Source organism: Pseudomonas sp. SORT22, assembly GCF_018417635.1.
Classification (GTDB): Bacteria; Pseudomonadota; Gammaproteobacteria; order Pseudomonadales; family Pseudomonadaceae; genus Aquipseudomonas.
In genome coordinates this window covers 3,148,736-3,162,398 of the sequence record NZ_CP071007.1, presented here as the reverse complement: position 1 = coordinate 3,162,398, position 13,663 = coordinate 3,148,736, and the positions used below count along the sequence as shown (strand labels likewise).

Annotated in this window: 13 protein-coding genes; 10 read left to right on the top strand and 3 right to left on the bottom strand. The window is 63.6% G+C overall.

From position 1 onward, the window contains the following. Positions 1 to 131: 131 nt before the first annotated feature. The 9 genes from JYG36_RS14545 to JYG36_RS14505 are packed head-to-tail and all read left to right on the top strand — an operon-like array spanning position 132 to position 10,341. Positions 132 to 1,469 carry a KamA family radical SAM protein gene (locus JYG36_RS14545; RefSeq protein WP_213601307.1) on the top strand — a complete coding sequence of 446 codons (1,338 nt, stop codon included), beginning with the start codon at positions 132 to 134 and terminating at the stop codon, positions 1,467 to 1,469. Beyond that, positions 1,466 to 2,602, top strand: coding sequence for an NAD(P)/FAD-dependent oxidoreductase (locus JYG36_RS14540; RefSeq protein ID WP_213601305.1), 1,137 nt, complete (start codon positions 1,466 to 1,468; stop codon positions 2,600 to 2,602). The genes JYG36_RS14545 and JYG36_RS14540 overlap by 4 nt, the downstream gene beginning before the upstream one ends. Positions 2,603 to 2,654: 52 nt before the next feature. Then, on the top strand, positions 2,655 to 4,013 hold the full coding sequence (locus JYG36_RS14535) for a lysine N(6)-hydroxylase/L-ornithine N(5)-oxygenase family protein (RefSeq protein ID WP_213601303.1): 1,359 nt from the start codon (positions 2,655 to 2,657) through the stop codon (positions 4,011 to 4,013). Between the two features lie 11 nt (positions 4,014 to 4,024). Beyond that, entirely contained in the window at positions 4,025 to 5,314 is a 1,290-nt protein-coding gene (locus tag JYG36_RS14530) for an ATP-grasp domain-containing protein (protein ID WP_213601301.1), read from the top strand. Further along, positions 5,307 to 6,851, top strand: a complete 1,545-nt coding sequence (locus JYG36_RS14525) for a methionine--tRNA ligase (RefSeq protein WP_213601300.1) — start codon at positions 5,307 to 5,309, stop codon at positions 6,849 to 6,851. Before JYG36_RS14530 ends, JYG36_RS14525 begins: the two co-directional genes overlap by 8 nt. Further along, on the top strand, positions 6,848 to 8,017 hold the full coding sequence (locus JYG36_RS14520) for a CaiB/BaiF CoA transferase family protein (RefSeq protein WP_045198930.1): 1,170 nt from the start codon (positions 6,848 to 6,850) through the stop codon (positions 8,015 to 8,017). Before JYG36_RS14525 ends, JYG36_RS14520 begins: the two co-directional genes overlap by 4 nt. After that, positions 8,014 to 8,364 carry a cupin domain-containing protein gene (locus JYG36_RS14515; RefSeq protein ID WP_093383062.1) on the top strand — a complete coding sequence of 117 codons (351 nt, stop codon included), beginning with the start codon at positions 8,014 to 8,016 and terminating at the stop codon, positions 8,362 to 8,364. Before JYG36_RS14520 ends, JYG36_RS14515 begins: the two co-directional genes overlap by 4 nt. Continuing rightward, a complete protein-coding gene (locus tag JYG36_RS14510) occupies positions 8,354 to 9,406 on the top strand; it encodes an NAD(P)/FAD-dependent oxidoreductase (RefSeq protein WP_176794259.1) in 1,053 nt (350 codons plus the stop codon). Before JYG36_RS14515 ends, JYG36_RS14510 begins: the two co-directional genes overlap by 11 nt. A gap of 5 nt (positions 9,407 to 9,411) precedes the next feature. Continuing rightward, positions 9,412 to 10,341, top strand: a complete 930-nt coding sequence (locus JYG36_RS14505; protein WP_213601299.1) for an AEC family transporter — start codon at positions 9,412 to 9,414, stop codon at positions 10,339 to 10,341. Here JYG36_RS14505 and JYG36_RS14500 read toward each other — a convergent pair. From JYG36_RS14500 to JYG36_RS14490, 3 genes are all read right to left on the bottom strand, one after another. Then, positions 10,242 to 11,021 carry a YcxB family protein gene (locus JYG36_RS14500; RefSeq protein WP_249744353.1) on the bottom strand — a complete coding sequence of 260 codons (780 nt, stop codon included), beginning with the start codon at positions 11,019 to 11,021 and terminating at the stop codon, positions 10,242 to 10,244. The two genes, JYG36_RS14505 and JYG36_RS14500, sit on opposite strands and share 100 nt — an antisense overlap. Positions 11,022 to 11,094: 73 nt before the next feature. Then, complete coding sequence (locus tag JYG36_RS14495) at positions 11,095 to 11,820, bottom strand: hypothetical protein (protein WP_213601298.1); 726 nt, start codon at positions 11,818 to 11,820, stop codon at positions 11,095 to 11,097. A gap of 85 nt (positions 11,821 to 11,905) precedes the next feature. Beyond that, positions 11,906 to 12,772, bottom strand: a complete 867-nt coding sequence (locus JYG36_RS14490) for a hypothetical protein (RefSeq protein ID WP_143013285.1) — start codon at positions 12,770 to 12,772, stop codon at positions 11,906 to 11,908. 265 nt (positions 12,773 to 13,037) lie between these two features. Between JYG36_RS14490 and JYG36_RS14485 the strand changes: the two genes are divergently transcribed. Beyond that, positions 13,038 to 13,649: a dTMP kinase gene (locus JYG36_RS14485; protein WP_213601297.1), complete on the top strand. Its 612-nt coding sequence runs from the start codon at positions 13,038 to 13,040 to the stop codon at positions 13,647 to 13,649. Positions 13,650 to 13,663 lie beyond the last annotated feature (14 nt).

Sequence of the window (13,663 nt, the reverse complement as noted above, 5' to 3'; positions counted from 1 at the left end):
ACTGACTCAATACAATATTTAATAATCTGAGGTCGGAAGTGGTTATGGATAACCTGATTACGAAAGTTTCAGCAAGTAACACCTGTAACGTGAGCACTAGTGCACGTCGAACGCAGTTGGCGTCGCCGCCCATGCGTGTATTCAGCCACCAGCGCCTCGGGCAGATCCCGCAACTGGTCAGGCATGCGCCCCACCTGATGGAATCCATCAGCCTGGTGGCACGTGTACTGCCGTTCAAAGTCAACGATTACGTGGTCAACAAACTGATCGACTGGACGGATGTGCCAAACGATCCGATCTTTCGCCTGACCTTTCCCCAGGCGCAAATGCTTGACGCCGAAGACCTCGAACAACTGGCGTATTGCGTACGCAACGAGGTCGGTGAACAGCAACTTAACGCGCTCATCCAGCGCGTGCGCGACGGCATGAACCCGCACCCGGCGCACCAGCAGTTGAACGCGCCTTCCCTGGATGGGCAACTGCTGCAAGGGGTGCAGCACAAGTACGCGCAAACGGTGCTGTTCTTTCCCAGCCACGGTCAGACCTGTCACAGTTACTGCACTTTCTGTTTTCGCTGGCCGCAGTTCATTGGCGACAAGTCGCTGAAGTTTGCTTCAAACGATGGCGAACAGTTGCACCGCTACCTGGCGCGCCACCCTGAGGTGACCGACGTGCTGTTCACCGGCGGCGACCCCATGGTGATGACGGCCGCGCACCTGACGCGCTACCTGGAACCGTTTCTGCAACCGGCGCTGAGCCATGTCACCACCATCAGGATCGGCACCAAGGCACTGAGCTACTGGCCGTACCGTTTCGTCAGCGACACCGATACGCCGCAGCTGATGGCGCTGTTGCGCCGCCTGGTGGACAGCGGCAAGAACGTCGCGCTCATGGCCCATTTGAACCATTGGCGGGAACTGACCACGCCAGTCGCCGAGGAAGCAGTGTCTGCCTTGCAGCAACTGGGCATCGTGATCCGTGCCCAGGGGCCGGTACTCAGGCACATCAACGACAGTGCCAGCACCTGGAAACGCAACTGGGAGCAGCAAGTGCGCCTGGGCATCGTGCCCTACTATATGTTCGTGGAGCGCGATACCGGCCCGCAGGACTACTTCCAGGTGCCCCTGGCGCGGGCCCTGTCGATTTACAACGAGGCCATCGAATCCGTCTCGGGCCTGGCGAAAACCGCGCGGGGCCCCTCGATGAGCGCCGGGCCGGGCAAGGTCGAGGTCAGCGGAACCCTCGACCTGCAAGGGCAACGCTATTTCCTGCTGAAGTTCATTCAGGCGCGCGATACCCGCTGGCTGGGCAAGCCGTTCCTGGCCAGGTACAGCGAGACCGCCTGCTGGCTCGATCAACTGCAACCGCCGCAGGGGCAGTCGGAGTTTTTCTTCGAGGCCCAATACCGCCGGTTCGTCGAGCAAGGAGCACAACAAGCTACGCAAGCGCTCGTACGGGGTGAGGCATGAAGGCGCTGGCCTGCGAAATGGCCATCATCGGCGCCGGCTACTGTGGCTTGAGTGCGGCAATCGAGCTGGCTGGCCGGGGTTTTGGCGTACGCGTCTTCGAACGCGGCGAATGGGCGGGCAATGCCAGCGCCTTCAATTTCGGCTCGGTGGCGGCCATGCCCCCGGCCTTGCCCAATCGCGACGCGCAAGGCTCCCAAGGCGCCGATGCGCAGCAGCGCCTGCGCGCGGTGCTGGAGCCGATCAGCGAACTCAAGCGCCAGATCGACACCTTCGAATACGACTGCCAGTGGCGTCAGCCCGGGCACATTACCCTGGCAATGGATGATGATGCGGCGCGCACGCTCAAGCAGCGTCATGCCGAGGCGAGCACGCTGTTTGGCGGCGGTGTGCATTGGCTGGACGCCCGTCAGGTCAGTGCACAAACCGCTGCGCAAGGGGTGGTGGCGGGGCTGCTCAATGAGCACTTTGCCTTGATTGATCCCGCCGGGCTGCTGCTTGCCATGCGCAATCACGCCCAGGCCCTTGGCGTGCGCATCGACTACTCAAGCCCGGTGCTTGCGCTCGATCCGCAGGCAGACTCGGTCAACCTGCAGTTGCCTGCGGCGCGGGTCAACGCGGCGCGGGTACTGATCGCCAGCGAGGAAGCCTGGGGCCTCTGCACAGAGGCTGCGTTGCAACCGCTGACGATGTTCCAGACCCACCTGTGCGAAAGCCAGGTGCTCGGAGCGCGGGATTTGCAGCTGATATCCCGGCGTGCCCGCGTCTATGGCACCGCCACCGCCGACAAGGATTACTTTCGCGTGCACCACGGCCGCTTGTTGTTCGGCAGTCGCCTGGGCCTGGTACCGCTGGATGCCAGCCCCCAGGCCGTGGTCGCCGCCTTGCAGGCGCGGCTGGCGGGCTATTTCCCGTCACTGGCGGCAATCCCGGTGGCCAGGGTGTGGTCGGGCAGCCTCGGCTTTACCGACAACGGCCTGCCGCGCCTGGGGGCCAGCGGCCCGGTGTCCTGGGGCGGTGGTTACTGCGGCAGCGGCATTGCCACGGCCGTACAGTGCGGGCGGCAGTTGGCAAGGATGGCGACCGAGGCCGGTGTCACCACGGGCTCGCAACCGATGCAATCAAGCCAGCGCTGAGCCCGCCCGGGCGCGCTGCGGTTTCCTGAAGCATGCAGGGAGTGTGTTATCCATGAATACCTATGAAATCCCGTCGGTAGGCGCCAAGGGCGTGTCGCGTCACGGCGAGCGCTTCGACGTCATCGGCCTGGGCATCGGCCCGGCCAACCTGAGCCTGGCGGCGTTGCTGGAGCCTTGCAAAGGCTTCAAGAGCATGTTCTTCGAGCGCCGTGCCGACTTTCGCTGGCACGAGGGCATGATGCATGTGAACTCTTCGCTGACCACCAGCTTTCTCAAGGACCTGGTAACCCCGGCTGATCCTTGCAGCCCGTATTCGTTCATCGCGTTCCTGAAGAATACCGAGCGGTTCTACTCGTTCCTTAACGCGCGCTTTCCCACGGTGCGCCGCAAGGAGTTCGAGCAGTACATGGTCTGGGTCTGCCGGTCGCTGCACAACCTGACGTTCGACAGTGAGGTGCTGCGGGTGTCCAGGGATGGCAACGAGTGGGTGATCAACCACGCCAAGGGCACGGCGAGGACCGCCAACCTGGTGGTCGGTGCCGGCCAGCGGCCGTTCATTCCCAAGTGTGCGCAAGCCTGCCTGGGGCCGGCGGTGATGCATTCCTCACAGTTCGTGGTCAAGGCCCCGCAGGTGAGCGGGAAGCGCGTGGTGGTCATCGGTGGCGGCCAGAGCGGGGCGGAACTGATGCAGATGATGCTCAACCTGCCAGAAGCGAGCGCACCGGCGTCGCTGGTGTGGATCAGCCGGCGCAGCAACTTTTTGCCGATGGACGACTCGCCCTTTGTCAATGAGTGGTTTGTCCCCGGCTACAGCGATCACTTTTTCGGCTTGCCCGCCGAGCAACGGCAAGGCGCACTCGCCCAGCAGCACATGGCCAGTGACGGGGTGGTCCAGGCCTTGCTCGAAAGCATCTACCGGCGCCTTTACGAGGTGACCTACATCGAGGGGCGCAATCAATTCTGCCGGCTGCTGCCCGGGTCCACCCTGGAGTCGCTGCGCACGGTCGACGACGGGCTGGCGCTGCGTATCGGCAATGCCTCCGGCACGCGCAACCTGGGTGCCGACCTGGTGCTGCTGGCGACCGGCTCCGAGTTTCAGATGCCGGCAGCGCTGCAGCCGCTGCGTTTCGAGATGGCGACAAAAAATGGCCTGCCCGAGCTCAGCGCAGACTATTCGGTGAAATGGTCGCGGGCCGACCACCCACGGCTGTTCTTCCAGAACGCCGCGCGTCACTTGCGCGGCATCGCCGACCCGAACCTGAGCCTGGCCGCCTGGCGCAGCGCCAAGATCGCCAATGCCGTGCTCGGCAAGCCGCACTACGACGTCGGCACGCCGCCGGGGCTGGTCGAGTGGGGCGCAGAAGCGGCGCCGCCGACGTTCCTGATGCAAGACCAACAACTGACTGAATGAAGGACCACATCATGTCTGAAGCACCTTACATCCTCTACCTCGACACCCGTGCCCTGGCCGGCGAAAGGATCGCCGAAATCGCCGCGGGCCATGCGCTTGGCTTCAAAGTGCTGGTCGCCACGCCCACGCCAGAGGTGTTCAAGTCCATGGGTTGCGCAGGGCTGATCGCCACTCGCCTGGGCGACTATGACGCCGCTCAGGAGGCGATTCTTGGCTACCTCGACGAGCAGCGCATCACGCTCTCAGGCATCGTTGCCTGGAAGGACCTGGAGGTCGAACTGGCCAGCCGCCTGAGCCAGCGCCTGGGCCTGGTGGGGAGCTCGGCCGAGGCCGCTGCCAATGTGCGTGACAAGGCGCGTACGCGCCGCTGCCTGGACGCGGTGGCCAACGCCAACCCCCGTTACGCCGTGGTCAGCGACGAACAGGCGTTCCTTGACGGCCTGCAAAGCGTCGGCCTGCCAGCCTTGCTCAAGCCTGCCGGCAACTCGGGCAGCCGCGGCATCTTTGTGCTCGACCAAGGCTGCGATGCGCTGCAGGTGTACCGCGCCTTCCGTGCCTACAACACTGCGGACAAAGGCGAGATGTACGCGCTGTATGGCGAGCATGCGCTGCTTGAGGAACAACTGGTCGGCAGCGAGCACTCGGTGTCGGGGCTGGTCGCCGACGGCCGGGTGGTGATCAACGCAATCATCGACAAGACATTCGACCGCTCGATCCCGATCCAGTACGAAAACACCACACCTTCGCAGCTCGACGGCGCGCTGCAGGAACGTATCTGCGCCATGGTTCGCGCGGCGGTCGCGGCCACCGGCATTGACTGGTGCGGCTTTCATGTCGACCTGATGGTCACCGCCCAAGGGCCGAAGATCCTCGAGATCGGCGGTCGCCTGGGCGGCGAGTTCATCAACTCGCACCTGCTGCCCAACAGCCTGCTGGGCTACTCCCCGTATCAGGCCGTGCTGCAACTGGCGTGCGGGGTGATCCCGGACGGCTGCGTGGATCGCATCGCCAGCGCCGCTACCCGCGCCGGGCAACGGGTGATCATGCCGCCGCGCACCGGCCAGGTGACCCGGGTCGAAGGCTACGAACGCCTGTGGAAACGCAGCGAGATGCGCTTTCTTCAGGTGGTGGCCGGCGAGGGCGCGCAAATGGCCTTGCCCGCCGAGCGCTTCAAGGCCTACGAAATTGCCTATCTGATTGCCCAGTGCGCCTTGGAGGACGATATCCACGCGGTGCTCGGGCAGTTGGCCAGCGAAGTCAAGGTGGACATTGCTCAGCAACGGGAGGCGTCACATGTCTGAGGTCACGGCAAAACAATACCTGCTGGTACCGGCGATGCCGGCGCCGAACGGCCGGCTGCACCTTGGCCACATCGCCGGCCCGTACCTGAACCTGGACATATTGGCGCGCCACCTGCGCCGCGAAGGCCACCGGGCCAGCATCGTCTGCGCCAGCGACCCCTTCGACTCCTACATTCCGCTGCGCGCCCAGCAGGCGGACGTCGATCCCGCGTCGCTGGCCCAGGAAAGCTGCGCAGGGATCATCAACGACCTGGCCTACATGAACATCCAGGTCGATCTGTTCGTCGATCCGCTCGACCCCGAGCACCGCGAGCAATACCTGGCCGCGCATGTCGACCTGGTCGATCGCTTGAGCGCCCAGGGCCAGGTGAGCTGCGTCGAAGAACAAATGCCGTGGTCCACCGCCAGGCAGACGTTTGTCAGTGGCAGCTTTCTGACCGGGCACTGCCCGCAGTGCGATCAGGCCATTTCCGGGTTCTTCTGTGAAGACTGCGGCGCACATTTCGAGCCGGACCAGGTGCGCGCGCCACGTGCACGCTGGGGCGAAGAGGTGCCCGCGCGGGCACTGGACAACCTGTTCTTCCAGATCCGCGAGCCGCAGGCGCTGCTCGCGCAGTTGCAGGCCACCCAGACCCCAGACCCATTCATCGACATCGCCCGGCGCCATCTAAGCCGGCTGCCAGCCCGGGTACGGGTCACCAACCATGCCGGATGGGGCTTGCCCTATCAGCTGGACGGCCAGGCGCGGACGCTGTTTGGCCATGGCCTGCTGTTTGGCGCGGTGCGTTTTGTCGGCGACTGCTTTGCCCGGGCGACGGGCCTGGCGCAAAACCCGTTCGATCGCGACTCGCCGGTCATCACGGTCAATGGTTTTGGCATCGACAACAGTGTTTCGCACCTGGTCAGCATCCAGGCGATGGCCATGGCTGACGGCCTTTCCAAGCCGTTCGAGCACTTTCTCATCAACCACTTCTACACGCTGGAGGGGCGCAAGTTTTCCACCAGCCTCGGCTGGGCGGTGTGGGTCGAGGACATGGCCCGCGAAGGGCGGGTACCTTGCGATGCCCTAAGGTACTTCCTGGCTAGCACCAGCCCGATTCACCAGCGCACGGATTTCACCCGGCAAGACTTCGAGCAGTTCCTCAATGGCCGCTACGCGGGCCTGATCGAGCAGGTGAACACGGCACTCGGCGGTGCCGCCAAGGCTGCGGCGGTCGATGCGCCGGTGATGGCTGCATTCGATGCAGCCTACGCCGAGCAGGCCCAGGCCCTGACTTTCGCCAGCTTCGATCCGCAGGCGGTGAGCCGCAGCATCGCCGGCTGGGAGGCGCTGTTCGCCAGCCTGGCTGACGACAACAGTCGGTACTGGTGGCTCAAGGGCCTGGCGGTGCTGGCCTGTCCGTTGCTGCCGACGCTGGCGCAGTCGATCTGGCACAGGCTAGGGCAGCCGGGTGAGGTCAGCGTGCAGGCGTTCAAGCAGCAACGCCGCGCTGCAACCCGAGCCGTCGCCAACGGCCAACTGGAGGCCAGCTCATGAAACCTGCCCTTGAAGGATTGCTCATCGTCGACCTGACCCGGGTACTGGCGGGCCCGTTCTGTACCATGCTGCTGGCCGACCATGGGGCGCGGGTCATCAAGGTCGAGCAGCCGGGCAAGGGCGACGACGCCCGCGCCTATGGCCCGTGGTTTGGCAATAAGTCTGCCTATTTCTCGTCGCTCAATCGCGGCAAGCAAAGCATCGCCCTGGACCTGAAGAAGGCCGAAGACCGGCAGATCTTCGAAGACCTGCTGGAGCACGCCGATGTGCTGACCGAGAACTTTCGCCCAGGCACCATGGAAAAGCTCGGTTATGGCTGGGATACCCTGCATGCGCGCTACCCGCGGCTGATCTACGGCGCCGCCTCGGGGTTCGGGCACACCGGTTCGTCATCCCAGCGGCGCGCCTACGACATGATCGTCCAGGGCATGGGCGGGATCATGAGCGTCACCGGTGAACCAGGACGCACCCCGGTGCGCGTCGGGGTGTCGATCGGCGATATCAGCGCTGGCCTGTTTCTTACCTGCGGGCTGCTGATGGCCTTGCTCAAGCGCCAGCACAGCGGGCATGGCGCGAAGGTCGATATCGCCATGTTCGATTGCCAGCTGGCCCTGATGGAATACTTCATCGGGCGCTATTTCGCCACTGGCGAGGTGACCGGGCCGGTGGGCAGCTACCGGCCGGCGATCGCCCCACCGTTTGGCGTGTACCAGGCGCTCGATGGCGGGCTGATCATCGCGGCCGGCAACGACAAGCTGTTTGCCGTGCTGTGCGAGGCCATTGAGCGCCCGGACATGCTGCTCGATCCGCGCTTCTCGAGCGCCGAAGCACGCAAGGACAACGAGGCACTGCTGGCACAGACGCTCAATGCCGCCCTGGCGGCAAAACCGGTCAGCGCCTGGACCGAGCACTTCGCTGCGGCCGGGCTGCCCGCCGGGCCGATCAACCGCGTCGACCAGGCCGTCGCCCATCCGCAGGTGGCCGAGCGCAACATGCTCATCGACATCGACGACCCGCAAGTGGGGCGCTACCGCCTGGTGGGTTCGCCGATCAAGATTTCTGACGCGCCTGACCCACGCAAGCGTCGCGCCGCACCGGCACTGGACCAGGATCGCGAGGCGATCCTCAAGCAACTGTCACGCTCCATTCGGGAGGTAAAAGCATGAATAGCACTGCCAATCCCAAGGTCAAGCCACTGCCCGCCGAGTCGCATGTACCGGGCGTGGTGCTGCGCCAGGCGGACTTCGCCGGCCTGGGCGCAGGGGTCACGCCGTTCAGGGGCGGGCTGTTTACCGTGGCGCCCCAGTGCACCTCGCGCCCGGACAAGCACGCAGTACGCGAATGCTGGATGATCGCCAACGGCGGCGGGGTGCTGGAATACCAGGGCAGCACGCTGCGGGTCGAGCAGGGCGATGTGCTGCTGTTCGAGCCGCATCACCAGCACCAGATTCACAATGATGGTGTGCAACCGCTGGTCATCAGCACCGTTTGGTGGAATGTCCATGCAGGCTGACCTGGTGGTGGTCGGCGCCGGCATTGTCGGCGCGACCCTGGTGGCCCGGGTACGCCAGTGCTTGCCCGGTTTGTCACTGATGCTGGTCGATGACGGCCAGCGCGCCAGTGCCTCGGCGCTGTCGGCGGGCCTGGTGACGCCGTTTTGCGGCGCGGGCAGCCGGCGCCGGCGCTCGGAGCTGGCCTTCGACCATTACCAGGCACTGAGCCAGCGCTGGCCGGGGGTCGCCAAGGTTGCGTTCAGCTTTGTCGCCAGCGAGGGGCAAAGGCCGCTGTTGTTCGACGCCAAGCCACTCGAAGGCCGCCTGGCAGCGCTCATGCACCAGTACCGCGGCGCCTCGGCCAAGCCGGCCTTGTTCCAGGCCGGGCATGCCTTTGTCATCGATGTTCCGGGCTTGGTGAGCGCTTACCTGGCACCTGGCGAGGGTCGCCTGACCCGGCTTGCCGCCCGGGTTGAGCGCCTGGACGGCGATGGCCGTGCCTGGTGCCTGCAGACCAGCGCCGGCGCGGTGACGGCGCGGCGCGTGATCTTCGCCAGCGGTGCCCGCAGCAACGCGTTGCTGGGGGCAATCCCGGGCAGCCTGATCAAGAAGATCGTGGCGTTCGACCTGCACGCTGCACAGCTACCGGACCCAACGCAAGGGGTCATCTACATGCCAGCGCGCAAGGCCTTTGTGATGCCCAACCAGCGCCGCGATGGCTGGCTGTTAAGCATCACCTCTGCCGACTGGCGCGCTGTCGCTGACGGTCGCGTCGACGCCTTGCCCGACGAAGCGCGTGAAGCGCAGAGCATTCTCCAACAAGAGCTGCCCGGCCTGCCCATCCGTTCGCTGCGCGCGCGCGCGGCATTTGACAGCTACTGCGCCGATGGCGAACCCAGGGTCGTGTGCCTGCCCGGGGGGCCTGGCGCCTGTGCGTTGGTCGGTGCTTCCGGCTCGGGGGTGCGTTTTGCCCCGGCGCTGGCAAACGAAGCGCTGGTGGCGGTCGGGCTGCTGGCCAATGCCAGCGCCCCGGGCTTTATCAATCATTGCAAGGAAACCTGAGCATCATGCATGCAGCAACAGCACTGGCGGCCATTGCGCCGTCATTCATATTGATCCTGATCGGTGTCGTGCTCAGGCGTGGCGAGTGGCTGGACAGCGGCTTCTGGAAGGGCGCCGAGAAGCTCACCCACTGGCTGTTCTTTCCGGCGTACCTGGTGCATACCATCGCCACCGCCGGCGCCATGGGCAGCACGGCCAAATCGACGGTGCTGATCCTCGGTGCGGTCACCCTGGTGATTACCTTGGGCGTACTGCTTGGCTGTCGCTACCTGCGCGTGGTGCATGCAACCTTCACCTCGATCATGCAGGGCTCGGTGCGCTTCAACAGTTTCATCTTCCTGTCGGTGGCCTCGCAGTTGCTCACGCCCGAGGACTACGGCGTTGCAGCGGTGGTGGTTGCCTACATGGTGGCGATTTCCAATACCGTGGTATTGCTGGCGTTCGGCAGCAGGGACGGCTCGGTGTGGGGGATTGTCCTGAAGGTTTGCCTCAACCCGCTGATCCTCGCCAGTGGCGCGGGGCTTGCCCTCAACCTGAGCGGCGTGCTGCTGCCGCAAGCGCTTGCCCAGCCGCTGAGCGCACTGGGTGCACCGGCCTTGCCGTTGAGCCTGATCTGCGTCGGGGCGGCCTTGCAGATACCCAGCGGCGAGTTTGCCCGCTTGTGCAAGACCGGCTTGCTCACTGCCAGCATCCGCCTGGGGCTGTTCCCGCTGCTGGCCTATGCGCTGATCAGCGCCTGGCCCGTGCCGCCCTTGGTCGCCACGCTGGTGCTGCTGTACTCGGTGGCGCCCTGTGCGAGCAATTCATATGTGCTGGCAACCCAGTATGGTGGCGATCATCGGCTGATGGCGTTCGTCGTGGCGGTGTCCACGGTGCTGTCGTTCGTGCCGATGTTCCTGCTGGCCGGCTCGCTATCAGTGATGTCCGTACCCTGATCGGTGTGCCCGGTGGCCTCAACGATTGTCGAGGGCGCCACCGGGCAGTGGCCGAGGAACGCACGCAAGCCTTGCTGGTATTGCTCAGGCGGCATCAGCTCGCTGTCTTTGACAATCACCAAGGACTGGCCCTGGCTCACCATCGGCGCGCTGGCCACGAGGTAGCAGTAAGGCGTTTCCAGCACCTGCGCGATCTGCTCCCAGGCCAGGCTGCTGGTGCCGGCACCGGCTTTGTCGAGGCTAAAGCCCTGCTCGTCGAAGCGCAGGCAATAGGTGCTTTCAAGCGATTTCAGTGGCGCCCGCAAGCGGGCTTCGATCAGCCGCTGATTGAGCCCGCGCAACGGTGCCCGGGGCTTGGCGTGGTTGGCGGCGATGCGTGCTTGCAGGTGCTTGATCCAGCGCCCGGAAAAACGCCACCAGAGCGGGATGAACAGCAGCACGAACAGCCCCAGGGTGATGACCTTTTGCGGGGTGAAGCGTCGTTCGGGGAAATAGATCGCCAGCAAGCCGCCGACCACGCACAGGGTGAACATCAGCGGGCCGACCAGGCGGCTTTGCCAACGGGCAAAGGTGGCCATGGCCCGCGCTTGCTGCTGATCCTGCTTGAGCAATTCCTGCTCGAGCCGTTCGGCCATCCAGGTGTGAAGATGGGCGGCGGTGATGCTGAAGTGCAGTTCCATGGCGGCGTTGATCCGAGGTCCGTGTTCGGTGGGGGCGGCAGTCTACCGGCTTTTGCAGCCTGACGGCCCCGTTTCAGGCGGGGAACTGCTCGATATGGCGCTCTACCCACGCGTACAGGCACTCATCGAGGTGCGCGCGCTGCTCACTGAAGCGCTGCTGGCAGGTGTTGAACAGCGCATCCTGGTTGACCCGAACGGCAAACTCTGCGGCGCTTTCGCCCCCGGCATGGGCTGCCCGCAGTTGTTGCTGGCGTTGCTCGGCCTGGTCCAGGGTATCGGCCAGCGCATCCCGCTGCAGGTGCCGAAGCTGGGCGATGGCCTGCGGCAAATGAAAGTGCAGGGCACAGTCATAGCCTTCCCAGTCCTCGAAGGCCAGCCATTCGTGCAACACCATGAAGCAGCGGGTAGCCGGGGGCAGTTGCTCCAGCCGCGCGAAGTCCAGCCAGTACTGGCGCGGCAGTTGCTCGGCGGTTTCCAGCGCCTGGGCTATCAGGTCCAGGGCGCGGCCCTTGTCCTGGTGATGCTGGCGCAAGATGCGCTCGGTCAGGCTGTAGCGCATTTGCTCGATGGCGCTCAAGGCGCGGCTCAGGTCATAGCCTGCGCCATGCAGGTGCGCCCGGGCCTGATCGGCGGGCAGCCCGGACCTGTCCACCAGCACCTGCAGCAGCTCGGCCTTGTAGCACTCGGCGGCCTGCTGCGGGTCGCCTGCGCAGCGCTCCAGCAAGGCCAGGGCATGGCGCAGGCCGATGGGGATGGCGCTGCGCAGTTGCTGCAGGGCCTGGGTAAGTGTCGAGTTCATAGACTGGGGTGCCTCAGTGACAGCCGGTGGGTGGATTATCCACCGGAGCTACTGCAAAACCCAGGGTTGTGTGCAAGCTGGAAACTCACATGGCAAGCCGAAGCCGGCAACTGGTCGGTTGCTTGGGAGAGTGTTTAAAGCTAATGGTTACTCCAAGCTTTTCTTGGATAGAGTAAAGCGGGATGGGGTCCGACGCTTTCAAAGGCTCTTTGCCTGTCGTCCCCCCACAGAGTTCAGAAGGTCCTGTAAAGCCGATGGTTCCAAAGCTCAGCGGCATTGGAGTGGGAAGGGGCGAGGGAGAGTTAGATTCGACCGTGAACTCCAACTCACATTCGCCAGTGAGGCTTCCATCGGACAGAAAGATTGGGGTGGTGAACTTAATTAAACTGAGGTCGAGTTCAGGTGTACCTTGCTTGATGTAGTTGACCGGGACTTTTTGCTTGCCTGGGTTCTCACAGAGACGTTGGTCACCACTTTTCGAGCGCCATTCAACAAACGTGCTGTTGTTAACCATATCCCAACCGATTACGCCAATCACCGCAAACCGGAGTCCACATTTTTCTTGAGCGGTTGCACCAAGGCTAACGTCCAGCGCTTTTTCAAAGCCCAGATTGTTGAAGACGACTCGTTCCAAAGGGCGAGCGGTACATTTAGTCGATCCATCGTTAATCAGATTTGTTGCTATTCCCTTATGGTTCATTTGAATTGGAGGCGTTTCCCCGACCTTGCAATCCGAGGGTAGGCAGGAAGCGATTTCTCCATCGCCGCATTGATAGATGGGAGGGTGGCGGATGCATTGATGCGCGCGAATTGGTTGCCCTGAATCTCCGATTTTCGGTGGGACGCCGTAGGGGATGCACATGCATTCATAGTTGGTATTTGATTTGTTTGGGGCGGCGAAAGAGTCGAGCGACAACAATGAAAGCGCGCAAACAGCCACTACTTTGTACATTTCCTTCACCTCTTTTTGTGTATGGACATACAGGCTTGTAGGCTGTCGGAAGTCAAACTGGGCGCTTGGCCCGAATCACCCATGATAAGAAGTGTAGTGGCAGTTGGAAAACCGGCACGTTCTGAACATTTTGGCAATCGCCAGCAACCTGCGCACTTCACATCGACGATTTACAGTTCGATGCTCGGCGCAAACCTGAGATACCGAGACCTGATCGGCAGAAACCAGTAGAGTGCGCATCACTCCCTCAATTGTTGCTTGAAGCATGAACCGTCTGCTGTTTGTTTCCCTCGATGGGCCCAAGGGCACCGGCAAGACCACGCTCCTGGAGGCCGTGACCAAAGCCTTGCGCGCCGACAAGCACAAGGTGATCCGCCTGTGCGAGAAAAAAAGCGACCCCTTTCGCGGTGCAACCATGGCCCTGGTCAACCAGCTGGTGCGCAATCCCTGCCGGGATCTGGAACTGGCCGTGTGCAAGCGTCTGGCCGATAGCCGCACCTGGATATCCGCGCATGTGCTGAGCAAACAGCCCGCCGACAGCATCATCCTCATCGATCGCTGGTACCCGTCCGATGCGGCGTTTCGCCGTTTAGTGCCATTTGCCGAGATTCTGCAGTTGAACCTGGAGCGCAACGTACGGGTGCCGGACCTGCATGTCGGGGTGGTCACCGACCCTGAAGTGTCGTGGGCGAGGGCCGCAGCACGCAACCGCGGGCTGAACAGCACGGTGATGCACAGGCTCGAAGAGCACGTGGCGAGTACCCAGGCGTTCGCGCAGGCGGTTGCCGATAACGGCTGGGTGCTGTGCCGCAATGAAGGCACGATCGAGGAAGCCACCCGCCAGGTGGTTTCGTCGATCTATGCAGTCCTGCACTAGCAACGGCTACTGTT